Consider the following 22,897-nt stretch of genomic DNA (forward strand, 5'->3'; position numbering starts at 1 on the left):
CTACAGCTCACGCCGCCAGAACAGTTCATGTCGGCGCACGGCCTTGCGGAAGAATTCGTTCTCGCCGTAAGGCGACGGCCGCCGCCCGGCCAGCCAGCGTTGCAACAGGCGGCGCAGGCGGCGCTTGAACGGCGCCGGCGGTTGCAGGTCGTGCATCATGCCCAGGGCCATGGCCTTGTCGCGCTGGGTCGCCAGGTCCAGTACAAGGCTGCAGGGTGCCCAGGCCTGGGCAGCGCTCAGTTGCGGCGGCAAGGCCACGCCATCTCCACTGTCGCCCATCGGCCAGCGGTCGTTGTCATGCAGGTGGTTGGCGTAGCACAGCAGGGTTTGTGGCTGCCAGGCCAGGCCTTGCAGGGCTTCCAGTACCGCGGCCTGGGCACAGATGTGATCGGGGTGTGGGTCGAGCTGCGGGTGCGGCATCACCAGCACTTCTGGCCTGGCCATTTCCAGCAATGCCCGCAGGTCGGCCAGCAGGTTGTGCCAGGTCGGCGCGCCATCGCCGTCGGCCGGCAGCGGGAACGGGTTGTACTGGCGGAACAGACGGATGTCGGCGAGATCGGCCTCGCGGGAGGCGGCCGGCTGGCCTGGCGCAGCCTGCATGGCAGGCAATTGCAGGCAGAAGTAGCCCAGCTGCACGCAACGCGATTCGGCTACACCGGCCCAGCGTGGCACGGCAATACTGTCCCAGGCCCGCAGGCGGCCCTTCAGACGCGCGGCCTCGGCCCTTGCCAAACCCATCTGCTGATAGTGTTCGGCCTCGATTTCACCGGCGGTCAGGGTCACCACCCAGGTTTCGTCGGCTCGGCTATAAAGGCCATAGGCGGCCAGCTCGGCGTCATCGGCATGCGGCGCGATCACCATCACTCGGCGCCGTTGCAGCTCAACCCCAGGGGTTATCCACAGGCGCGGCTGGCCCGCCAGCCGACAATGCCGGCCACGCAGGCGCAGCGTGCCAGCCTGCAGCGGTGCGGCGAGGCCGGTCAAGTTGAGGAAGCGCACGCCATCGACGCCGCGCTCGAAGGTTTGCCGGTCGGTCTGTTCACCCGCCACCAGCTCGACCTGCGGGTCAAGGAAGCGCCCCAGCCAGCGGCTTTTTACCCGCAGCTCGAGGATCAGGGTTTCGTTGCCCTGCAATGCGCAGTCAGTCTTGAGCAGGTCGCCGTTCAGGCTGGCAAGGGCCTCCTGCGTCTGCTCACCGAAGTCGTAGGCGTAGTCCTCGCCTGGCGCGTAGAACAGGTGGTCGGCAAACCAGGCTTCATGGGCCGCCCACAGCAGCGGCAACAGCAGCAGTGGCAACCACCACCAGCTGAACACACCGACGGCCAGCAACGCGACCAGGCCCGCCAGCAGGCCCAGGCGCTTGTTACGCCGGTGGCGCTTGAGCAACTGCTGCTTGCGGCTCACGCCTGATACACCGGTACGGGGTTGCACCAGCGATCCTTGTACTCGCGGTCGGCACGACCGAAGGAGAACCGCAACGGCTTGTTGCGCGCACGGGCATCTTCCCAGGCGGCCTGGGTATTGAGGAAGCTCAGCACGCTGCCGGGGCTGAAGGACTTGGTTTCAGGGTCGACCCCCCCATTGATGTACTCGACGCTGATCCATTCCGGCGCTTCGACGCGGTACACCAGCTGGATGGCAATCGGCTTGTCGTCCAGCAGCAGCACCGAGCCGATCAGCAGCTCGCGCAGGCGCTCCAGCACCTCGGCCATGCGTTCGGCACCGGTGGCCGGGAAGCCCCAGCGGCGCTGGAACAGGTCACAGTACATGCTGGCAATTTCCTGCGCGCTGAAGTCGCTGATCGGCCGCACTACGCCGCCCGCCTCTTCCAGCAGGCGCAACTCACGGCGCTGGTTGTAGCGGAACTTCTTCGACAGGTCCTCATGTGCCCGAGCCATGGCCAGCTGTTCCTTCTGCGCCTTGAGGCCACTGAAGCGGCCTTGATTCAGCTCGGACAGATAGCGTGCGCTGTGGCGCAACGGCGCGGCGGTATCGGCCGCCGCCGGCAGGATGATTTCGGCATTGCCCAAGTCGAACAGGGCCTTTTTGCCAGCACGCTTGAGCACGTCCTTGGACAGCGCCAGGTGGCGCCCCCAGGCAGGGATGGCAGCCTTCAGCTCGCCGGCCTGGTGCCAGCCCAGGTAACGCACCGGGATCTGCGCCAGGTCCGCCAACTGCTCGACTACCAGCGGATGGGTGGCGACACTACCGCCAAAGCGGGCCCATGCCTCGGCGTAGGCCTTGGCGTCGATGACTTGCCAACCGCGCTCGCGGAAGGCCTGGATACGGTTGAGCATCAGGCCTGCCCCACCAGCGCACGGACCTGCGGCAGCTGCCAGAAGGCTTCGCGCACCGCCTGGTCGGAGAAGCGTTCACGCAGGCGCTGCAGCATATGCTCGGCACAGGCCTGGCGCTGCTGCCCATCGAGCACCGCCATGTGCTTCAGGCCCTGGGCCAGCTGCCCGGCATCACCCAGCGGGAACAGAACGCCAACACCCTCGACCACTTCGCGAGCACCGCCACAGGCCGTGGCCAGTACCGGCACACCAGCGACCATGGCCTCGAGCAGGACCATGCCGAACGGCTCATGGTCGGAGCTCAGGGCGAACACGTCAAACGCCTGGAAGTAACGGCGCGCATCCGGCACCTGGCCAAGGAAGTCCACTTGCCCGGCAATGCCCAGCTCGGCGGCCTGGGCCTTGAGCCTGGCTTCCAGGCGGCCCTTGCCGAGGATCGCCAGGCGGGCGCCGGCCGGCAGCCCCGGTAACGCTTCGGCAAAGCCCCGCAGCAGGGTGGCCTGGTCCTTGTCCGGATGCAGGCGCCCAACGTTACCGACAATCCATGCCTGCGCATCCAGGCCCAAGGCCTTACGGGCCTCGGCGCGTGGCACCAGGGCCGCTTGCAGGGCGTCGATGTCGATGCGGTTGTACAGGGTCTGGATACGCTCTGCCGGCCACTGTGGCAGACAGCGGCGCATGTCGTCGCGTACTGCGTCCGACACGCCCAGCAAGCTCAGGCGTTTGCTGAACAGGTTGGCGAAAAGGCGCCGCCCCTTGCGCTGGTAGTCACCGAAAGCATGGTGCACACCGATCACCGGCAAGCCGGTACCCAGCAGCGCCACGTAGATCGGCTTGAAGCGGTGGGCAATACAGAAAGCGAAATCGCGCTCGGCCGCGATCCGCCGCAATGCACGGATGGCGCCGAGCTTCAGGCCGCGCACGGCCTTGGAGCTGAACTCCAGGAACAGCACCTCGTCCGACGCGCAGCCTGCCGCTACCTGCGGGTCGGCGGCGCCGGTGAGAAACACCGTGGTGACCTGGTAGCCACGCCCCTGGAACAGGCTGGCGTACTGACGGGCACAGTCCAGGAACGGCCCGTCATAGCCATGGCAGAACTGCAGGATGCGCGGTTCAGAGCGGCTGGTCATACGGGGCCGCGCCGTCCTTCACAACCAGGATGTCTTCCATGATCAGGTACTGCAGGTCCGAGCCGAAGAACATGTTCAGGGCGTCGGTCGGCGAGCAGATCATCGGTTCACCACGACGGTTCAGCGAGGTGTTCAGCGACACGCCGTTGCCGGTCAGGTCTTCCAGCGCCTTCATCATGTCGTAATAGCGCGGGTTGTACTCGCGCTTGAGCACCTGGGCACGCGAAGTGCCGTCCTCGTGAACCACTTCCGGCACCCGGGTCTTCCACTCTTCAGCCACTTCGAAGGTGAAGGTCATGAACGGCGCCGGGTGGTCGACCTTGATCATTTGCGGGGCAACGGTGTCGAGCATCGACGGGCAGAAGGGTCTCCAGCGCTCGCGGAACTTGATTTGTTCGTTGATGCGGTCGGCTACGCCCGGCACGCTCGGGCAACCGATGATCGAACGGCCACCCAAGGCGCGCGGGCCGAACTCCATGCGGCCCTGGAACCAGGCCACCGGGTTGCCGTCGACCATGATCCTGGCGATGCGTTGCGGCATGTCGTCGAGCTTGCGCCACTTCGGCGCGTTCGGGTGACGGGCGCAGGCGGCGATCACGTCCTCGTTGGAGTACGACGGGCCGAGGTAGACGTGTTCCATCTTCTCGACCGGCACGCCACGGGCGTGGGAAACGTAGGCGGCAGCCCCAACGGCGGTACCGGCGTCACCGGAAGCCGGCTGGACGAACAGCTCTTTCAGGTCTGGGCGGGCAATGATCTTCTGGTTGAGCTTGACGTTCAGCGCGCAACCGCCGGCAAAGGCCAGTTTGCCGGTCTCACGCAGGGTGTCGCCCAGGTAGTGGTCGATCATCTGCAGGGCGATTTTTTCGAACAGCGCCTGCATGCTGGCCGCGTAATGGATGTACGGCTCGTCGGCGATGTCGCCTTCGCGCTTGGGGCCCAGCCATTCGATCAGCTTCGGCGAGAAGTAGAAGCCCTTGCCCTTCTCTTTATAGCGGCGCAGGCCGATGACGTTGGCGTATTCGGTGTTGATCACCAGTTCGCCGTTTTCGAAGCTGGCCAGGCGCGAGAAGTCGTACTTGCTGGCGTCGCCATATGGCGCCATGCCCATGACCTTGAACTCGCCATCGAGCATCTCGAAGCCGAGGAACTCGGTGATTGCGCCATACAGGCCACCCAGCGAGTCCGGGTCGAAGAATTCCTTGATCTTGTGGATCTTGCCGTTTTCGCCGTAGCCAAAGAAGGTGGTGGCGTATTCGCCTTTACCATCAATGCCGAGGATTGCGGTTTTTTCCTTGAAACCCGAGCAGTGGTAGGCACTGGAGGCGTGAGCCAGGTGGTGCTCGACCGGCTCGATCTTGACCTTTTTCGGGTCGAAGCCCAGCTGCTCCAGGCACCAGACGATCTTCTTGCGATAGCGCTTGTAGCGACGGTTGCCCATCAGGATGGCGTCAAGGGCGCGGTCCGGGGCGTACCAGTAGCGCTTGGCATAGTGCCAGCGCGCCTTGCCGAACAGGCTGATCGGGGCGAACGGGATGGCTACCACGTCGACGTCGGATGGCTTGATGCCTGCCTGTTCCAGGCAGAACTTCGCCGACTCGTAGGGCATGCGGTTCTTCGCATGCTTGTCACGCACGAAGCGCTCTTCTTCGGCGGCGGCAATCAGCTTGCCGTCAATGTACAAGGCCGCGGAAGGGTCATGGCTAAGGGCGCCGGACAGGCCAAGAATCGTCAATGCCAAGGGATTAGCCTCTTCATTCGGTAGAAATGCGCCAGCGGCCTCTTGGGCGGGTGGCGGCTAAAGGGCGGGATTATAACGCAAACATGTGCGCAACGCGGCAACCTGTACCGGCCTCATCGCCGGCAAGCCAGCTCCCACAGGTACGGCGCAGGCCTCAAGGGCGATGGTGTACCTTTGGGAGCTGGCTTGCCGGCGATGAGGCCGGTACAGACAACCAATATTATTCAGCGATCAGCCAGTCCATGCGGTAGCTGCCGGCGGTCTGCGCCAGCTCCTTGGCCAGCCATGGCAGCAGCACCTTGAGCTCTTCTTCCAGCCCCCACGGCGGGTTGGCGATGGCCAGGCCTGAACCGTTGAGCCCTTGGGGGCTGTCCTGGTGGTGCACATACAGCTCGACCCGCAGCAGTTTTGGCGCGCCGGTGCTGGTCAGGTCCTGGTAGAAGCGGGTCAGCGAACGCTGGTCCTTGATCGGATACCAGATGGCCGCGACAGTCTGGCGCATACGACCGATTGCCTCTTTCATGGCAGTGGTGCAGCGCTTGAGTTCGTCAGCCTGCTCGAACGGCGGGTCGATGAGCATGATCGCGCGTTTTTCCTGCACCGGCAGCAAGGCCCGCGGCACATGCCAGCCTTCACCCAGGTGCACAGTCACGCGCGGGTCTTTTTTCATGTTCTCTTTGAGCAGCGGCCCGTCTTCGGGGTGCTTTTCGTTGAGCAGGGCGCGGTCCTGCTGGCGCATCAGGCGGCGGGCCAACTCGGGCGAACCGGGGTAGTAGCGCAGCTCGCCGTCGGCGTTCAGACGCTTGATGATACGCAGATAGTCGTCGGCCATAGCCGGCAGGTCATCGCGATTCCACAGCCGGGCGACACCTTCCAGGTACTCGCCGGTGCGGGTTGCCTGGTCACCTTGCAGGTCGTACAGGCCAAGCCCTGCGTGGGTATCGATGTAGGCGAACGGCTGTTCCTTGCGCGACATCAGGGCGATGAGGCGGGTCAGCACGATGTGTTTGAGGACGTCGGCGTGGTTGCCGGCGTGGAAGGCGTGACGATAGTTCATGGCAACTCCTGCGAAGGCGGCAAGTTTACCTTGCCTTGCAGGCGGAGTCAGGCCTGGCTGCTGATCGGCGGCGGCTTCTTCGCGGGCTCGCCCGCTCCCACAGGGCCTGCACAGATCTCAGACCCTGTGGAGCACCTGTGGGAGCGGGCAAGCCCGCGAAGAAGGCAACACCAAATCAGCCGGTGTTACTTGTCAGCGTGATACGCCGCATCAGCAGTCTCGAAGCGCTGCACCATCGCCTTCGAAGGGCTGCCCAGCTTGCTCACCACGAGGATGGCGATGCTGGCGAACAGGAAGCCCGGGATGATTTCGTACAACCCGAGGGTATCGAAGTTCTTCCACAGGATCACGGTCAGCGCACCGACCACGATACCGGCCAGCGCGCCGTTACGGGTCATGCCCTTCCACAGCACCGAAATCAGCACCACCGGGCCAAATGCGGCACCGAAACCAGCCCAGGCGTAGGCCACCAGGCCCAGTACGCGGTTTTCCGGGTTGGCGGCCATGGCGATGGCGATCAGGGCCACGGCCAGCACCATCAGGCGACCGACCCACACCAGCTCGACCTGCGAAGCGTTCTTGCGCAGGAAGGCCTTGTAGAAGTCCTCGGTCAGGGCGCTGGAGCACACCAGCAGCTGGCAGCTCAGGGTGCTCATCACCGCCGCCAGGATGGCCGACAGCAGCACACCAGCGACCCACGGGTTGAACAGGATCTTGGCCAGCTCGATGAACACACGCTCGTGGTTCTCGGTGACCGGCCCCGCCAGCTCAGGGTGCGCCGAGAAGTAGGCGATGCCGAAGAAGCCCACGGCGCAGGTGCCGACCAGGCACAGGATCATCCAGGTCATGGAGATGCGACGAGCTTTGGCGATCGACTTCACCGAGTCGGCGGCCATGAACCGCGCCAGGATGTGCGGCTGACCGAAGTAGCCCAGACCCCAACCCATCAGCGAAATGATGCCGATGAAGGTCGCGCCCTTGAACATGTCGAAGTGAGCCGGATTCACCACCTCGATAGCGGCGAAGGTCTGATCGAAGCCGCCGGTGGAGATCAGCACGATCACCGGGGTGAGGATCAGCGCGAAGATCATCAGCGATGCCTGCACGGTATCGGTCCAGCTCACCGCCAGGAAGCCACCAATGAAGGTGTAGGCAATGGTCGCCGCCGCGCCGGCCCACAGGGCGGTTTCGTAGGACATGCCAAAGGTGCTTTCGAACAGACGGGCACCGGCGACGATGCCGGAAGCGCAATAGATGGTGAAGAACACCAGAATCACGATGGCCGAAATGATCCCGCAGCAGGCCGCTGTGGTCTTCGAAACGGCTGGAGAAGTAGTCCGGCAGGGTCAGTGCATCGCCGTTGTGCTCGGTCTGCACGCGCAGGCGGCCAGCAACGAACAGCCAGTTCAGGTAAGCGCCGACGGTCAGGCCGATGGCAATCCAGGCTTCGGACAAACCGGCGAAGTAGATGGCGCCCGGCAGGCCCATCAGCAGCCAACCGCTCATGTCGGAAGCACCGGCGGAGAGCGCGGTAACCACGCTACCCAGACTGCGACCGCCGAGGATGTAGTCAGAAAGGTTCTTGGTGGAGCGATAGGCCGCGAAGCCGATCAGCACCATTGCCGCGATGTAGATCACGAACGTGATCGTTAGTGGGTTGCCCATATGTGTGCCCTGGCGTTTGTTTTTATCTCATGCACAACCGCACCCATGGCGGTTGCACCCAGGCGGCGAATGCTATGCAACAACGCGAAGCGGGTGCAACCATTTTTCACCTGCAAGTTGCACCTTCCAGCGCATTTTCCGATAAAGCCCGTTTCTTGCTCCTTTTGGGAGCAATGAGGGCCTTTTTCAGAATAAAACGCACCGAAAACACGCCTTATTAGCGTGCACAACCGAGCAGCTGACGAGTTGCACCTTTTTCATCGAAAATTAGGGTTGCACCTGGTTGCACCCGAATTGTCCTACAGCTACTCTTGGCGCCAGCTTAGGCCACAACCGTGGCAATAACGAGGATAAGAAATGGCGACGACCACCCTTGGGGTCAAACTCGATGACCCGACCCGTGAGCGACTCAAGGCAGCAGCGCAGTCCATTGACCGCACGCCGCACTGGTTGATCAAGCAAGCGATCTTCAACTACCTGGAGAAGCTCGAGGGTGGTGCCACCCTGACCGAACTCAACGGCCATGCCAGCAACCTGGCCGACGACGCCGGTGAGGTTCAACCCGACCACAGCCACCAGTGCTTCCTCGAATTCGCCGAGAGCATCCTGCCACAGTCGGTATTGCGCTCGGCGATCACCGCCGCCTACCGACGCCCCGAGCAGGAAGTGGTGCCGATGCTGCTGGAGCAGGCGCGCCTGAGCGCCCCGCTGGCCGAAGCGACCAACAAGATGGCCGCCGGTATCGCCGAAAAACTGCGTAACCAGAAGAGCGCTGGCGGTCGTGCCGGCATCGTCCAGGGCCTGCTGCAGGAGTTCTCGCTGTCGTCCCAGGAAGGCGTGGCGCTGATGTGCCTGGCCGAAGCCCTGCTGCGCATCCCCGACAAGGGCACCCGTGATGCGCTGATCCGCGACAAGATCAGCACCGGCAACTGGCAGCCGCACCTGGGCAACAGTCCGTCGCTGTTCGTCAACGCCGCCACCTGGGGCCTGCTGCTGACCGGCAAGCTAGTGTCTACCCATAACGAATCCGGCCTCACCTCCTCGCTCACCCGCATCATCGGCAAGAGTGGCGAGCCGATGATCCGCAAGGGTGTCGACATGGCCATGCGCCTGATGGGCGAGCAGTTCGTCACCGGCGAAACCATTGCCGAAGCCCTGGCCAACGCCAGCCGCTTCGAGTCCAAGGGCTTCCGCTATTCCTACGACATGCTCGGCGAAGCCGCACTGACCGAGCACGACGCACAGAAGTACCTGGCGTCCTACGAGCAGGCCATCCACTCGATCGGCAAGGCCTCCCATGGCCGTGGCATCTATGAAGGCCCGGGCATCTCGATCAAGCTGTCGGCATTGCACCCGCGCTACAGCCGCGCCCAATACGAGCGCGTGATGGAAGAGCTGTACCCGCGCCTGCTGTCGCTGACCCTGCTGGCCAAGCAATACGACATCGGCCTGAACATCGACGCTGAAGAAGCCGACCGCCTGGAGCTGTCGCTCGACCTGCTCGAGCGCCTGTGCTTCGAGCCGTCGCTGGCCGGCTGGAACGGCATCGGCTTCGTCATCCAGGCCTACCAGAAGCGCTGCCCGTACGTGATCGACTACGTCATCGACCTGGCCAAGCGCAGCCGCCACCGCCTGATGATCCGCCTGGTGAAAGGCGCCTACTGGGACAGCGAAATCAAGCGCGCCCAGGTCGAAGGCCTGGAAGGCTACCCGGTCTACACCCGCAAGGTGTACACCGACGTGTCCTACGTCGCCTGCGCCCGCAAGCTGCTGGCCGTGCCAGAAGCCATCTACCCGCAGTTCGCCACCCACAACGCCCACACCCTGTCGGCCATCTACCACATTGCCGGTCAGAACTATTACCCGGGCCAGTACGAGTTCCAGTGCCTGCACGGCATGGGCGAGCCGCTGTACGAGCAAGTGGTCGGCAAGATTTCCGAAGGCAAGCTGAACCGCCCGTGCCGCGTCTATGCACCGGTCGGCACCCACGAAACGCTGCTGGCCTACCTGGTGCGTCGCCTGCTGGAAAACGGCGCCAACACCTCGTTCGTCAACCGCATCGCCGACCACTCGATCTCCATCCAGGAACTGGTTGCCGACCCGGTCGCCAGCATCGAGCGCATGGGCACCCAGGAAGGCAGTATCGGCCTGCCGCACCCACGCATCCCGCTGCCGCGTGACCTGTATGGCAGCGAGCGGGCCAACTCGGCCGGCATCGACATGGCCAACGAACACCGTCTGGCGTCGCTGTCCTGCGCCATGCTGGCCACCGCCCACAACGACTGGAAAGCCGCCCCGTTGCTGGCCTGCGCCGCCAGCGAAGGCGTCGCCGCAGCCGTGCTGAACCCGGCAGATCACCGCGACGTGGTCGGCCATGTGCAGGAAGCCACTGTCGTCGACGTCGAAAATGCCATCCAGTGCGCACTGAATGCCGCACCGATCTGGCAGGCCACCCCGCCGGCCGAACGTGCTGCCATTCTGGAGCGCACCGCCGACCTGATGGAGGCCGAAATCCAGCCGCTGATGGGTCTGCTGATCCGCGAAGCCGGCAAGACCTTCGCCAACGCCATCGCCGAAGTACGTGAAGCCGTGGACTTCCTGCGCTACTACGCGGTACAGGCGCGCAACGACTTCAGCAACGACGCCCACCGCCCACTGGGCCCTGTAGTGTGCATCAGCCCGTGGAACTTCCCGCTGGCGATCTTCACCGGCCAGGTGGCCGCAGCGCTCGCCGCCGGCAACCCGGTACTGGCCAAGCCCGCCGAGCAAACCCCGCTGATCGCGGCCCAGGCCGTTCGCCTGCTGCTGGAAGCCGGTATTCCGGAAGGCGTGCTGCAGTTGCTGCCAGGCCGCGGTGAAACCGTCGGTGCCGGCCTGGTCGGTGACGAGCGCGTCAAAGGCGTAATGTTCACCGGTTCCACCGAAGTGGCCCGCCTGCTGCAGCGCAACGTCGCCGGTCGCCTGGACAACCAGGGCCGCCCGATCCCGCTGATCGCCGAAACCGGCGGCCAGAACGCGATGATCGTCGACTCCTCGGCACTGACCGAGCAGGTGGTGATCGATGTAGTGTCCTCGGCCTTCGACAGCGCCGGCCAGCGTTGCTCGGCCCTGCGCGTGCTGTGCCTGCAGGAAGACTCCGCCGACCGCGTGATCGAAATGCTCAAGGGCGCCATGGCCGAAAGCCGCCTGGGCTGCCCGGACCGCCTGGCCGTGGACATTGGCCCGGTGATCGACGCCGAAGCCAAGGCCGGTATCGAGAAGCACATCCAGGGCATGCGTGAGAAAGGTCGCTCGGTCTATCAGGTGGCGATTGCCGATGCTGCCGAGATCAAGCGTGGCACCTTCGTCATGCCGACCCTGATCGAGCTGGAAAGCTTCGACGAGCTCAAGCGTGAAATCTTCGGCCCGGTGCTGCACGTGGTGCGCTACAACCGCCGCAACCTGGACCAGCTGATCGAGCAGATCAACAATTCCGGCTATGGCCTGACCCTCGGCGTGCACACCCGCATCGACGAGACCATCGCCAAGGTGGTGGAAACCGCCAATGCCGGCAACATGTACGTCAACCGCAACATCGTCGGTGCGGTGGTGGGCGTGCAGCCGTTCGGCGGTGAAGGCCTGTCCGGCACCGGCCCGAAAGCCGGCGGCCCGCTGTATCTGTACCGCCTGCTGTCGACCCGCCCGGCCGACGCGATTGGCCGCCACTTCCAGCAGCAGGACGGCGAAGGCAAGCCTGACCGCGCCCTGCACGAACAGCTGATCAAGCCGCTGCACGGCCTGAAGGCCTGGGCCGAGAGCAACCAGCTGGCCGACCTGGCCGCGCTGTGCAGCCAGTTCGCCAGCCAGTCGCAAAGCGGCATCGCCCGCCTGCTGCCGGGCCCGACCGGCGAGCGCAACAGCTACACCATCCTGCCGCGCGAGCACGTGCTGTGCCTGGCCGACAACGAGGCCGATCTGCTGGCGCAGTTCGCCGCAGTGCTGGCGGTTGGCAGCTCGGCGGTATGGGCTGACGGCGAGCCGGGCAAGGCCTTGCGTGCCCGCCTGCCGCGTGAGCTGCAGGCCAAGGTCAAGCTGGTAGCGGACTGGAACAAGGATGAAGTGGCGTTCGACGCCGTGATCCACCACGGCGACTCGGACCAACTGCGCGGCGTGTGCCAGCAGGTGGCCAAGCGTGCCGGGGCGATCGTCGGCGTGCACGGGCTGTCCAGCGGGGATCATCAGATTGCGCTGGAGCGCCTGGTGATCGAGCGGGCAGTGAGTGTGAACACTGCGGCTGCCGGCGGTAATGCCAGCTTGATGACCATTGGCTGAGGCTGAGGGTTGTTGAAGAAAAGGGAGAGCTTCGGCTCTCCTTTTTTATGGGCGCATGTCTTGAGATGTTTTGCGCCTATGAGATCGAGCGCCGCCCGCGCGGCGCTCGATCTCATAGGCGCTGCAAAACTCTCGGCATACACCTGGCAGCCTTCATGCAACCTGAAGCCAACCCCTCACTGCTTCATCCCCAACTCAGCATCATCCATCAGCGCCTTGGCCATCGCACTCAGGTAGTGCGCAGCCCAGATCATCATCGGCTTCTCATCCATCAGCCCGGTTATGGTCAGCTCTCGCACATACCCCATCAACTCCGAAGACTGCTCGCGCGCATCCCTGCACGGGATGCCAGGCTCGATGCGGAACAGCGGGTGGGTGCCGTTTTCACCCTGATAGAACGTGGTCTTGCCGACGGTGAATTGGGTGTCTTCTGTTGTCATTGTTCAATCCCCTGATAATTCTTGACTGCCTGGGCCGGCCTCTTCGCGGGCGCGCCCGCTCCCACAGGATCACCACAGGCATCAAGACTTGCACCGTACCTGTGGGAGCGGGCATGCCCGCGAAAGGGCCCGTTCAGACGACATATCAACAAAGCCTTACAGCAGGCATCTGCCCCGGCTTCGGGCTGTCTTCACAGAAAAGGGTATCGTGGGGTGGATCGGGGACATTCTTCAGCATCATGGTTCACCTGGTAATGATGGCCACCACACACCTGCTGTCAAACAAGAGGGTGGCAGCTGTACATGGGTTGACAGACCGGTAGGCAAACCAAAACCCGGCGCACACGAAGTGCCCCACGCACAGCTGCCATAAAGGCAAAGCCATGCGGTTTGACCTGGTCGGCCTGTCAAAGCCGGTCACTGATTTCGCAGCGACCACCCGAGACTATGGCCCTACCCAGAGCACCGCAATGGCTAGAAGGGGGTTGGGAGTATGTTTGGGAAATGGACTACATGGAATAGGCAAAAACCTAAAAAACTGCCGGGTTGCTGACTGAAATGCGGTAGGGCTGGCAAGTTTCACCTCGCCCTTTGCAGCGTGCCTGCGTGACCGAGCGCCGCTCGGTCGCACAGATATAGAAGGAACCTAAGCAAGTACCGTTGATGCCCTCGCTCATCCGAGCCTTCGCCAGAGCCACCAAAGGCTCAGGATTTTAGCCCCTTCAGAAGCTGCGAAAAGGCTCAACCAAACCCACGTACTGGTGTCTGGCAATAATAGAAACAAAGAAATCGACGGAACTATAAACAAGACACGAAATGGAAATTGAACGAAAGCCAGATAACACCCGGATCTTCTCCCCATACAAAGTAATATGCTACTGGCAACAAGGGATACCTGGACAATCAGCCCCATCCACACCATGAACTCAAGCCCTCCCCCCCACTGCTCCATGTTTGCAAGGGCGGAATTGAAATCACTCACAAAGGGGATCACACCTCTATTCAGGCTACTGACCACAACGAAAGAAATGTAAAAAGCATCCATACCCCCCCAAAACAAACCGACCAAACGCATTGACCTTATCAAACCGATGCCCCAGTTCATTTATCTTTTAACTCATATTCTTCATTTGCGATTATTGGTCGCCAATGCCATGAGGCTCCCGACACATCCCAGGCATCATCAGCCTCCACATAAATTTGCGTTATTTTACGTTCCATTCCATATCTGTGGATTGCGGAAGATGGCGAAAAATCCCGCTCATCTTCATCAAGCGGCACCCATTCCTGCGTAACTGTTCTGGTCGTATTCGCAAAATCTTTCCCTGACGACAAGAAGACTCGCCCCTCATCTCCTCTTGATGTCAGGAAATTCGCAACAAAGGCAGCACTCGAAGCAAGTTTATTAACACGCATGGATGTTAACTTCCACTTGCCCGGACCACTCATCGCAGAAAATCTTTCATGGAAAGCAACACCTGTACGGATGCCAAACCGCAGGTCTCATTACACTTTCACAACCCATATCACCCAAACCTATTAACCTGTCCCCCACCCCGCCGCCCTCCTACACTCCCAGCATCCCGCCTCAGGACCGCGACCATGCCCGAGACCCTGCTCAGCCCCCGCAACCTCGCCTTCGAGCTCTACGAAGTCCTCGACGCCGAAGCTCTCACCCAGCGCCCACGCTTCGCCGAGCACAGCCGCGAAACCTTCGATGCGGCCCTGACCACCGCGCGCACCATCGCCGAAAGGTTCTTCGCCCCGCACAACCGCAAGGCTGACGAAAACGAGCCGCGCTACGTCGACGGTCGCGCCGAGCTGATCCCCGAGGTAAAACCCGCAGTCGATGCCTTCCTCGAAGCCGGCTTCCTCAACGCCAACCGCGACTTCGAAGTCGGTGGCATGCAGCTGCCAAGCCTGGTCTCGCAAGCCTGCTTCGCCCACTTTCAGGCCGCCAACGCCGGCACCACGGCCTACCCGTTCCTGACCATGGGTGCGGCCAACCTGATCGAAAGCTTCGGCACTGAAGAACAGAAGCGCCTGTTCCTGCAGCCGATGATCGAGGGCCGCTACTTCGGCACCATGGCCCTGACCGAACCCCACGCTGGCTCGTCATTGGCCGATATCCGCACCCGAGCCGAACCTGCCGGTGACGGCAGCTACCGGCTCAAGGGCAACAAGATCTTTATCTCCGGCGGCGACCACGAACTGTCGGAAAACATCGTGCACATGGTCCTGGCCAAGCTGCCAGACGCACCGCCCGGGGTTAAAGGCATTTCGCTGTTCATCGTGCCCAAGTACCTGGTCAACGAAAATGGCAGCCGCGGCCCGCGCAACGATGTGCTGCTGGCCGGGCTGTTCCACAAGATGGGCTGGCGCGGCACCACCTCCACCGCGCTGAACTTCGGCGACAACGGCCAGTGCGTCGGCTACCTGGTCGGCCAGCCGCACCAGGGCCTGGCCTGCATGTTCCAGATGATGAACGAGGCACGCATCGGCGTTGGCATGGGTGCAGTGATGCTCGGCTACGCGGGCTACCTGTATTCACTGGAATACGCCCGCCAGCGGCCACAGGGTCGGTTGCCGGACAACAAAGACCCGCACAGCCCGGCGGTGCCAATCATCGAGCACAGCGATGTGAAACGCATGCTGCTGGCGCAGAAAGCCTATGTCGAAGGCGCCTTCGACCTCGGCCTGTATGCCGCACGCCTGTTCGACGACACCCAGACCGCCAGCGATGAAAGCACCCGCAAACAGGCGCAGGAACTGCTCGATCTGCTGACACCGATCGTCAAGTCCTGGCCCTCGGCCTTTTGCCTCAAGGCCAACGAACTTGCGATCCAGATCCTCGGCGGCCACGGCTACACCCGCGAATACCCGGTAGAGCAGTACTACCGCGACAACCGCCTGAACCCGATCCACGAAGGCACCGAGGGCATCCAGTCGCTCGACCTGCTCGGCCGCAAGCTGGCGCAGAACAATGGCGCCGGGCTCAAGCAGCTGATTCGCCTGATCGCCGCCACCGGCGAGCGCGCCAGCCAGCATCCGAACCTCGACCCGCTGCGCCACCCGCTGGAGCAACTGGTCAACCGACTGCAAGGAGTGACCCTGGCCTTGCTGAGTGACCTGGCCCAAGGCAAAGTCGCCGGCGCCCTTGCCAACTCCGCCCTGTACCTCAAGGCTTTCGGCCACTGTGTAATTGGCTGGCGCTGGCTGGAGCAGGCGATTCACGCCGAACTCGGCCTGCTCAAGGGCACCCCCGCCGACCGCGACTTCTACCTTGGCAAGCTGCAGGCCGCACGTTATTTCCTGATCTGGGAAGTACCGGGCTGCCATAATGAGCTGGCCTTGCTCGAGGCGCGCGACGACACCTGCCTCGCCATGCAAGACGCGTGGTACTAGACCGCGCCTGCACCTGCATTACTGGGCACACTTGGCGGGCGATGCCGAACTGCGGGGGTTGCGAGCAATAGCTATTCCTGCGGCGACTACCGCAATGCCCAGGTAGGTTGTCCAATGGATCGCGTCGCCGAACATCAACGCAGCCCATAACAAGGTCACGGGTGGTTCCAGATAGACCAGCACCGACACGCGGGTCGCCGTCAGCTTGGTCAGCAACATCCACAGGCTCAAATAGGCGATGAACGTCGAGAACAGTGTCAGCCAGGCGACAGCCACCCAGGCCTGGCTGCTGACAGGCACCTCGATCAAGCCCAACGGCAAGCCTGTAGCAGTGAGCAGCACCAGCGTCGCGGTCGATTGCAGAAACAGCGGCATCAGCAAACCGTCCTTGCTGTGGTCTGTCTCCAGAACCGATTGCCGTCGCTGGTACAGCGTGGCGATCGACAACGTGATGGCAGCGATCAGCGGCAGAGCGTACAACCAGAGGCCAAGCTGCGCCGTCGACAGGCTGTACTCTCCCAGAATGACTACGCTGACACCGGCAAACCCAAGCACAAGGCCCAGCCACTCCTGACGGCCACTGCGTTCACCGTGGCCTCTGCTGCTCATCGATGCCGTGATCAATGGCTGCAAGGCGCAAATGATGGCAGCAATCCCGGCAGGCAGGCCGCCGCGGATGGCGATGTAGACGCTGACCAGGTAAGCAAACTGGGCCAGAAATCCGATCACGGCGTTGTAACGTATTTGCGCCCATGACAGTAAATGCAGCCGGTGCAAGACAAAGGGCAGCAGGCAGATGCAGACCAGCAAAAAACGCCAGAACAGCAGGTTTATCGCACCCGCGTCCTCCGTGCCTAGCCGGGCGCCAATGAAGCCCGAACTCCAGGAAAGGACAAAGATGGCTTGCAGCAGGATCAGGTAAGGCGCACTGCTTGGCATATTCACGCCCCTGTTTGATGCAATTCCTGGAACGTGATCGGCTCGATGCCTAGACGTGCATAGTGTCGGGCCGCCGAGCGGTGCAGGGCCCAGCGTAACCGCAGCCAGTTGGGGATGGTCGCGGGAATGCCATCATCGGAGGCGAGGTGCCAGAAACTGTTGGAATCGTCATTGAAGTAAGGGCAATGGAAGGACAACACCAGTGACATGCGTCTCCCGCCCAGCACCGGGCGAACACCGTGGAACAATCGACTGCCATAGATGAACAAGGCATCGCCTGGCGCATCCAGGCGTGCGGTTTCAAAGGTACGATAATCCAGGGCATCAAAGGTATCGACGGTACCGTTGTGGAACACGAACTCGCCGCCGCTATAGTCGTTGGCGCCCGACAGCACGATGTTCAGCACATAATTGGTGCCGTCCGTATGCCACATGCCCAGTTGTTGCTGTTGCTCGACCGGCTTGGGGTAGTAATAGTTGATCTGCGAGCGGGCGTTGAGCATGGGGTAAGGCACCAGCGGCACCCCGGCAATACGCGAGACGGCCAACAGGAATGAGCGGCTGCACATCATGTCGTGGATGAACGATGACAGCGCCGTCACCCCACGTGTGCGCCGGGAAATTATCCAGTCACTGTCACCTGCGCCCTTCTCCAGGCGGCCACAGATGTCTTGCAAGGCCGCAACTCCCTCGGCAGTGAACAACCGATGGACCACCGCCACACCGGTGATGGTATCCGCTGCAATTTTTGCGTGCGGACTGTGGCTGTAGCCCAGTTCCCCGAGTGTTCGCGTATCGGTGACGGCAGGCCCTTGCTGGCGGAGCAACGTGTCCCGCCAGGCGACCTGTTCACCCAGGCGGATCGACGAAAGTCGCGGAGTGCGCTTCAACGTTGACTTGAGCGCCAGCTTTACGCGGCCGACGCCGCGCTCGAACAACGGTAAGGTATCTGAGCGATTCATGATGGGACTGTCCCTGTTTTGGCCGCTACTGGAGGTACTTCGCGATTTGATAGCGCACCGAGCCGTCCCCGCTGGCAAATTCGTCCAGCACACTGCAGTTACAGTGCCGGGCCCTGATGTGACGGAACTGTTCGGGCGTATATTTGAGGCAGATATTGGTCAGCAGGTAGCCATGTTGTTGCAGGCGCTGCACAGGCTGCAGGGTCACGGCAACATGGACCGTTTCGTCGAGGATCCGCAAAGGTACGAGGATGGCTTCATGCTTCCCCGACGGGGTGAAGCCTTGCTGAAGCGCAACCACCTGGGAGAACTGGAGCATGTTGGGGTTGGCGTAGAACTCAAGGATTGGCCGTTCCAGCCCTTCCTCGTATACCTGCATTTCCGAAAGAATGTAGGTCCTGTCACCCGCAAGACTGCGGATCAACCTGCCCGTACTGACTGGCAACTCGTTGCCCTCCTGGAAACCAAGCAAGGTGATCAGCGTGAGCTCCTGGTCGTGACGCAAAACGTCATGGGTTACGGTGCGATAGTCGGCAGCGATGTAATTGAAACTGCCATCCCTTTGCACTATGGGACGCACCGCATCGCTCATCGCGGGTTCCGAGGTCTGGTTGATGTCGATAGCGGTGTAGCGGATGGAGCTGGAGGTCTCGGCCATTCGCTTCAACAAGCAGGCGCTCTTGATCGGCTCGGGGCCCAGCTCGACATAGTGCACGCGGCGCCCACTGCCCAGTGCCGCCAATCGCTCGGCGACATTGCCGATGACACTCTTGAGCGCACCTTGACCCTGTCCGTCAGCGCAAAGCCCGTCCTGGCCCACGCCCTGTTCATTCAAGGCGCGCATCAGCAGAAATATCTCGTGGTTGAAGCGGTGATCGCTGTGCGGACCGGCGTCAGGCTGAGCCAGAGTCGAATACTTCTCATGGTTCTCGACAGTCCATAGCCGTGCATTCTGGTACGAGGGGGTGCGCACGAGTGCATCTACAACGAAGTCGTTCAGGCTCATCCGTATCATTCCTTTGCAATTTCGGGGGGAGCTATGCCTTGCCCACACAGTAAGAGGGGGTATAAAGCCTGTACAGTTGATTAAATCGAAGCGCTGGTTCGATCCAGCCAAATCAGGTGGTTCAATGGCGAAAGGCCTCGACATCAACGTACTGAGAACCTTCCAGGCAGTAGCCCGACTGGGGCGCTTCAAGGATGCCGCCGACTATGTCCATCGCAGCCCCTCGGCGGTGACCACGCAGATCCAGAAGCTGGAGGAACAGATCGGGCAACAGCTGTTTGCTCGCAGCAACCAGTCCGTCGAGTTGACCCCGGCAGGTCGGCACCTGCTGGTCGAGGCGACACGTTTTCTGATGGCCCATGACAGGCTGCTGGCTACGCTGTCGCCCCAGCAGATGACCGGCAAGGTCCGCCTGGGGGTACCGGACGGCTATGCAGCCAGCCTCATGAGTGATTTCCTGCCGGTTTTCGTCGCCAGCAATCCGAAACTGGAACTGGAAGCCGTAGCGCGGTCCAGCGCAGAGCTCATCGACCTGTTTGCGCGACAGCGCCTGGACCTGGCAGTAGCGGTCAGCAACGAAGCATGCAGACAAGGGGAGTGGCTGCGCGCGACCAGGCCTCGTTGGGCCGCGGCCCCAGGGTTCCAACACAACCCTGAGCGCCCCTTGCCGCTGGCCCTGCAGTTGAAGGGCTGTCCGTACCGAGAGGCGGCACTGCAGGCATTGAAGGCGCATGGCATTGCGTACCGCATCCTGCTGGAGAGCGCCAACTGGCAAGCGGTACTGGCCTGTATGAGAAGCGGCCTGGCAGTCGGTATTGTCGAGGGGCTGGACAGTGGCGATACCACACTGGCGTACGTTGAAGGCATGGGTTTCCCCGAACTCCCCGAGCACCACGTCTATCTGCTGACGGACACCGCTCACCCTGTTGCGTCGCATCTGAACGATATGTTGAAAGCCGCCATTCAGAAGGATGGGGCGGCAAACCCAGGCCTTTGTTGACCGCACTTTATTTCCTGACCCGGGCAGTACCAGGCTGCCATAATGAGCTGGCATTGCTCGAGGCGCGCGACGACACTTGCCTTACCATGCAGGACGAGTGGTTCTAAGGGGGAGCCACCGTGTACACGGAGGCTTCCACATGTTTGATTCCAGCGCCCTGCTGCGCCAGCGCTTCGCCGCCCTGCGCAGCACGGCCGAGATGTTTTCCCTGCGCCATGTGAAACAGTCGCACCAGGCGCTGTCGGTACGCCGAAATGTCGCCGAACCGCCATTGTTCAGCCAGGACGAAGGCGCCATGCTCACCGTGCGGGTCAATGGCGTGGAAGCCTATGCCGCTACCGCCGACTTGTCCCAGGCCGGCCTGCAACGCGCGCTGGAGCACGCCGAGTCCCTGGCCCGGCAGACTGCCCGGCACAGCCTGCTGGACCTGCGCGAGCAACCCGTTACCAGCGCACGCCACGACCACATTTCACCGAACTTCGACCAGCCGCTGCCCAACCTCGCCGATTGCCTCGGCCTGCTCGCGGCCGAATCGGCCAGCCTGCCCAAGGACAACCGCCTGGTGGACTGGCAGGCCAGCCTGGGCCTGAGCCTGGTCGAGCAGACCTACCTGAACTCGGCGGGCGCCGAACTGCGCCACGCACAGCGCTTCCTGTTCCCAGGCCTGGGCGTGACTGCCAGCGACGGCCAGGACAGCCAGAGCCGCAGCCTGGGCCGCGACAATTTCGGCCAACAGGGCGGTTTCGAGATCATCGAGCGCTGCGGCCTGGTCGGCGCTGCCCGCCGGGTGGCCGATGAGGCACTACAGCTGCTGCTGGCGCCCAACACCCCCAGCGGCCCGCGCGACCTGCTGTTGATGCCGGACCAGATGATGCTGCAGATCCACGAATCCATCGGCCACCCGCTGGAGATGGACCGTATCCTCGGCGACGAGCGCAACTACGCCGGCACCAGCTTCGTCAAAGCCAGCGACTTCGGCCACCTGCAATATGGCTCCAGCTTGCTGAACGTGACCTTCGACCCGACCATCGGCGAAGAGCTGGCCAGCTATAGCCATGACGACGACGGCTCCACGGCCAGCAAACAGTTCCTGATCCGCGACGGCCTGCTGCTGCGCCCGCTGGGCGGTGCACTGTCGCAGTTCCGCTCCGGCCTGGAAGGCGTGGCCAACAGCCGTGCCTGCGGCTGGAACCGTGCGCCAATCGACCGCATGGCCAACCTCAACATCGAGCCGGGTGACCAATCCCTGGATCAACTGATCGGGGGCATCGAGCACGGTATCCTGATGCGTACCAACCGTTCCTGGTCCATCGACGATGCGCGCAACAAGTTCCAGTTCGGCTGCGAATGGGGCCAGTTGATCGAAAACGGCGAGCTCAAAGGCATCGTCAAGAACCCCAACTACCGCGGCATCTCCGCGCAGTTCTGGCGCAACCTGGTGGCGGTCGGCGACAGCAGTACGTTCCAGGTGCTGGGCACGCCCAACTGCGGCAAGGGCGAACCCAACCAGGTGGTGCGGGTCGGCCACGCCTCGCCGGCCTGCGTATTCCGCCAGATCGACCGTATTCGGAGGAGACGCCTGATGAAAAACGCTTTCGAAACCTTGGTCGGGGATGCGCGCAAAGCCCTGCAGACAGGCGAGCAGTTCACTCTGGGCTACAGCGCCGAACATTCGCAATTCGTGCGTTTCAACCACGCCAAGGTGCGCCAGGCTGGCGAAGTTAGCCAGGCCAGTGCGCAGCTGCGGCTGATCCGCGATGGCCGTCAGGCAGAGCAACAGCTGACCTTGAGTGGTGACGCGCAACTGGATAGCCAGCGCCTGATCGCGGCCCTGGAGCAACTGCGCCAGACCTTGCCACTGCTGGCTGTCGACCCGTACCTGCGTCTGGACGAAAGTGCCTGGCACAGCCAAAGCCAGCAGGAGCAGCCGCTGCCCGAACTGAGCGAAGTACTGGCCCTGCTCGACCACGAGGCGGGCGACCTGGACCTGGTCGGCATCTACGCCGCCGGGCCCATCTGCCGGGGCTTCGCCAGCTCGTTCGGGGCCTTCGGCTGGCACCAGGCCAACAGCTTCAACTTCGACTGGAGCCTGTTCCACGAAAACGGCGAGGCGGTGAAGGCCAACTACGCCGGGCAGGTATGGAGCTCCGACGACTTCACCGCACGCCTGCGCCAGGCGCGAGAGCAACTGGGCTTCCTTGGCCGCCCGGCAATCACGCTGAAGCCTGGTAGCTACCGCGCCTATCTGGCCCCGGCGGCCATGGACGAAATAGCCGGCATGCTGTGCTGGGGCGGCTTTTCCGCACAGGCCTTGGCCACCGGCAACAGCGCCCTGCAGCGTCTGTACAATGGCGATGCGCGGCTGAGCCCGCTGGTGAGTTTTACCGAACAGGTCAGCGGTTCGCTGAGCCCGGCGTTTTCCGACGAAGGCTCGCCGCGCCTGGATGTACCGTTGATCCGGCAAGGCGAAGCCCTGCATCGGCTGATCAGTGCGCGCAGTGCAGCCGAGTTCGAGCTGCAGGCCAATGGCGCCGACAGCTACGAGTCACCGTGCGCGCTCAGCCTGGCAGCAGGTAGCCTGCCCGGCGAGCAGATCCTGGAGCGGCTCGGCACCGGGCTGTACATCAGCAACCTGTGGTACCTGAACTATTCCGACCTGCCGGCGGCACGCATGACCGGGCTGACCCGCTTCGCCACCTTCTGGGTGGAGAACAGGCAGATCCAGGGGCCGGTGAGCACCATGCGTTTCGATGACAGCCTGTACAGCCTGCTAGGCAGCCAGCTGGAGGACCTGACCCAGGAGCGCGAGATGATCCTGTCGACCAGCACCTATGGACAGCGCAGTACCGGGTCGAGTCATTTGCCGGGGGCACTGGTCAAAGGGTTGACCTTGACATTGTGATTGGCATTGCCGGCCTCTTCGCGGGCAAGCCCGCTCCCACAG

Annotated in this window: 14 protein-coding genes and 2 pseudogenes; 5 read left to right on the top strand and 11 right to left on the bottom strand. The window is 62.7% G+C overall.

Annotated features, from left to right (window positions below; genetic code table 11):
- The 6 genes and pseudogenes from QIY50_08250 to putP all read right to left on the bottom strand — a co-directional run bounded on the left by QIY50_08250 (position 1) and on the right by putP (position 7,890).
- Positions 1–1,404, bottom strand: coding sequence for a PIG-L family deacetylase (locus QIY50_08250; protein ID WGV23017.1), 1,404 nt, complete (start codon positions 1,402–1,404; stop codon positions 1–3).
- Entirely contained in the window at positions 1,401–2,297 is an 897-nt protein-coding gene (locus QIY50_08255) for an antimicrobial resistance protein Mig-14 (protein WGV22164.1), read from the bottom strand. Before QIY50_08255 ends, QIY50_08250 begins: the two co-directional genes overlap by 4 nt.
- Positions 2,297–3,427 carry a glycosyltransferase gene (locus QIY50_08260; GenBank protein WGV22165.1) on the bottom strand — a complete coding sequence of 377 codons (1,131 nt, stop codon included), beginning with the start codon at positions 3,425–3,427 and terminating at the stop codon, positions 2,297–2,299. Before QIY50_08260 ends, QIY50_08255 begins: the two co-directional genes overlap by 1 nt.
- Positions 3,411–5,168, bottom strand: a complete 1,758-nt coding sequence (locus tag QIY50_08265) for a carbamoyltransferase (GenBank protein WGV22166.1) — start codon at positions 5,166–5,168, stop codon at positions 3,411–3,413. The genes QIY50_08260 and QIY50_08265 overlap by 17 nt, the downstream gene beginning before the upstream one ends.
- A gap of 220 nt (positions 5,169–5,388) precedes the next feature.
- On the bottom strand, positions 5,389–6,225 hold the full coding sequence (gene rlmJ / locus QIY50_08270) for a 23S rRNA (adenine(2030)-N(6))-methyltransferase RlmJ (GenBank protein ID WGV22167.1): 837 nt from the start codon (positions 6,223–6,225) through the stop codon (positions 5,389–5,391).
- Between the two features lie 185 nt (positions 6,226–6,410).
- Positions 6,411–7,890, bottom strand: a pseudogene (gene putP / locus QIY50_08275) (sodium/proline symporter PutP).
- A 357-nt stretch (positions 7,891–8,247) separates the two neighbouring features.
- Here putP and putA point away from each other — a divergent pair.
- Positions 8,248–12,201, top strand: a complete 3,954-nt coding sequence (gene putA / locus QIY50_08280) for a trifunctional transcriptional regulator/proline dehydrogenase/L-glutamate gamma-semialdehyde dehydrogenase (protein ID WGV22168.1) — start codon at positions 8,248–8,250, stop codon at positions 12,199–12,201.
- A 176-nt stretch (positions 12,202–12,377) separates the two neighbouring features.
- Here the strand turns inward: putA and QIY50_08285 are convergent, their stop codons facing one another.
- Both QIY50_08285 and QIY50_08290 read right to left on the bottom strand, forming a co-directional pair.
- Positions 12,378–12,641 carry a DUF3077 domain-containing protein gene (locus QIY50_08285; GenBank protein ID WGV22169.1) on the bottom strand — a complete coding sequence of 88 codons (264 nt, stop codon included), beginning with the start codon at positions 12,639–12,641 and terminating at the stop codon, positions 12,378–12,380.
- 1,101 nt (positions 12,642–13,742) lie between these two features.
- Positions 13,743–14,057, bottom strand: coding sequence for a hypothetical protein (locus QIY50_08290; protein WGV22170.1), 315 nt, complete (start codon positions 14,055–14,057; stop codon positions 13,743–13,745).
- Between the two features lie 186 nt (positions 14,058–14,243).
- Between QIY50_08290 and QIY50_08295 the strand changes: the two genes are divergently transcribed.
- Entirely contained in the window at positions 14,244–16,046 is a 1,803-nt protein-coding gene (locus tag QIY50_08295; GenBank protein ID WGV22171.1) for an acyl-CoA dehydrogenase, read from the top strand.
- 18 nt (positions 16,047–16,064) lie between these two features.
- Here QIY50_08295 and QIY50_08300 read toward each other — a convergent pair whose 3' ends face one another.
- From QIY50_08300 to QIY50_08310, 3 genes are read right to left on the bottom strand one after another with little or no spacing between them, the layout of a single operon-like run.
- Positions 16,065–16,985 (bottom strand): EamA family transporter, encoded by a 921-nt coding sequence (locus QIY50_08300; GenBank protein ID WGV22172.1) that lies wholly within the window; start codon positions 16,983–16,985, stop codon positions 16,065–16,067.
- 2 nt (positions 16,986–16,987) lie between these two features.
- Positions 16,988–17,947, bottom strand: coding sequence for a 2OG-Fe(II) oxygenase (locus tag QIY50_08305; protein ID WGV22173.1), 960 nt, complete (start codon positions 17,945–17,947; stop codon positions 16,988–16,990).
- Positions 17,948–17,972: 25 nt separating this feature from the next.
- Positions 17,973–18,953: a hypothetical protein gene (locus tag QIY50_08310; protein WGV22174.1), complete on the bottom strand. Its 981-nt coding sequence runs from the start codon at positions 18,951–18,953 to the stop codon at positions 17,973–17,975.
- 124 nt (positions 18,954–19,077) lie between these two features.
- Here QIY50_08310 and QIY50_08315 point away from each other — a divergent pair, with 124 nt between their 5' ends.
- The 3 genes and pseudogenes from QIY50_08315 to QIY50_08325 all read left to right on the top strand — a co-directional run bounded on the left by QIY50_08315 (position 19,078) and on the right by QIY50_08325 (position 22,855).
- Positions 19,078–19,953 (top strand): LysR family transcriptional regulator, encoded by an 876-nt coding sequence (locus QIY50_08315; protein WGV22175.1) that lies wholly within the window; start codon positions 19,078–19,080, stop codon positions 19,951–19,953.
- A gap of 139 nt (positions 19,954–20,092) precedes the next feature.
- Positions 20,093–21,536 (top strand): annotated as a pseudogene (locus tag QIY50_08320) (TldD/PmbA family protein).
- Positions 21,536–22,855 carry a metallopeptidase TldD-related protein gene (locus QIY50_08325; GenBank protein WGV22176.1) on the top strand — a complete coding sequence of 440 codons (1,320 nt, stop codon included), beginning with the start codon at positions 21,536–21,538 and terminating at the stop codon, positions 22,853–22,855. Before QIY50_08320 ends, QIY50_08325 begins: the two are co-directional and overlap by 1 nt.
- Positions 22,856–22,897 lie beyond the last annotated feature (42 nt).

The sequence above is a fragment of the Pseudomonas putida genome, from assembly GCA_029953615.1.
Classification (GTDB): Bacteria; Pseudomonadota; Gammaproteobacteria; order Pseudomonadales; family Pseudomonadaceae; genus Aquipseudomonas.

Bases quoted from the DNA above. Each gene is read 5' to 3' on its own strand.
- QIY50_08315 (WGV22175.1), top strand. From the start codon at position 19,078: ATGGCGAAAGGCCTCGACATCAACGTACTGAGAACCTTCCAGGCAGTA.
- putA (WGV22168.1), top strand. From the start codon at position 8,248: ATGGCGACGACCACCCTTGGGGTCAAACTCGATGACCCGACCCGTGAG.
- QIY50_08325 (WGV22176.1), top strand. From the start codon at position 21,536: ATGAAAAACGCTTTCGAAACCTTGGTCGGGGATGCGCGCAAAGCCCTG.
- QIY50_08305 (WGV22173.1), bottom strand. From the start codon at position 17,947: ATGAATCGCTCAGATACCTTACCGTTGTTCGAGCGCGGCGTCGGCCGC.
- QIY50_08255 (WGV22164.1), bottom strand. From the start codon at position 2,297: ATGCTCAACCGTATCCAGGCCTTCCGCGAGCGCGGTTGGCAAGTCATC.
- QIY50_08310 (WGV22174.1), bottom strand. From the start codon at position 18,953: ATGAGCCTGAACGACTTCGTTGTAGATGCACTCGTGCGCACCCCCTCG.
- rlmJ (WGV22167.1), bottom strand. From the start codon at position 6,225: ATGAACTATCGTCACGCCTTCCACGCCGGCAACCACGCCGACGTCCTC.
- QIY50_08295 (WGV22171.1), top strand. From the start codon at position 14,244: ATGCCCGAGACCCTGCTCAGCCCCCGCAACCTCGCCTTCGAGCTCTAC.
- QIY50_08260 (WGV22165.1), bottom strand. From the start codon at position 3,427: ATGACCAGCCGCTCTGAACCGCGCATCCTGCAGTTCTGCCATGGCTAT.
- QIY50_08285 (WGV22169.1), bottom strand. From the start codon at position 12,641: ATGACAACAGAAGACACCCAATTCACCGTCGGCAAGACCACGTTCTAT.
- QIY50_08290 (WGV22170.1), bottom strand. From the start codon at position 14,057: ATGCGTGTTAATAAACTTGCTTCGAGTGCTGCCTTTGTTGCGAATTTC.
- QIY50_08300 (WGV22172.1), bottom strand. From the start codon at position 16,985: ATGCCAAGCAGTGCGCCTTACCTGATCCTGCTGCAAGCCATCTTTGTC.